General features: G+C 64.7%; 1 pseudogene. It reads left to right on the plus strand.

The features are described 5' to 3' along the window. Window positions 1–490: pseudogene (locus EOA33_RS38250) on the plus strand (acetyl-CoA carboxylase biotin carboxylase subunit); the annotation flags it as partial.

Below are 490 nucleotides of genomic sequence, written 5' to 3' on the forward strand. Positions count from 1 at the left end.
GTCTGGGAAGAGGCGAATTCGCCCGCGCTCAATGCCGAGGAACGCGCGCGCATCGGCGGCATCTGCGCCAAGGCCGTCGCCGATCTCGGCTATTCCGGCGCGGGCACCATCGAATTCCTCTACGAGGACGGCGAGTTCTATTTCATCGAGATGAACACCCGCCTGCAGGTCGAGCACCCGGTGACGGAAGCGATCACCGGCATCGACCTGGTGCACGAGCAGATCCGTGTCGCCTCCGGCGGCGGCCTTTCGGTCAGGCAGGAGGACATCAAGTTCAACGGCCACGCCATCGAATGCCGCATCAATGCCGAGGACCCGCGCACCTTCACCCCCTCGCCGGGCACGATCACCCATTTCCACACGCCGGGCGGGCTGGGCATCCGCGTCGATTCCGGCGTCTATTCCGGCTACAAGATCCCGCCCTATTACGACAGCCTGATCGGCAAGCTGATCGTGCACGGCCGCAACCGCGTCGAGTGTATGATGCGGC

This window comes from Mesorhizobium sp. M4A.F.Ca.ET.050.02.1.1, assembly GCF_003997725.1.
In the GTDB taxonomy this organism is placed as follows: Bacteria; Pseudomonadota; Alphaproteobacteria; order Rhizobiales; family Rhizobiaceae; genus Mesorhizobium.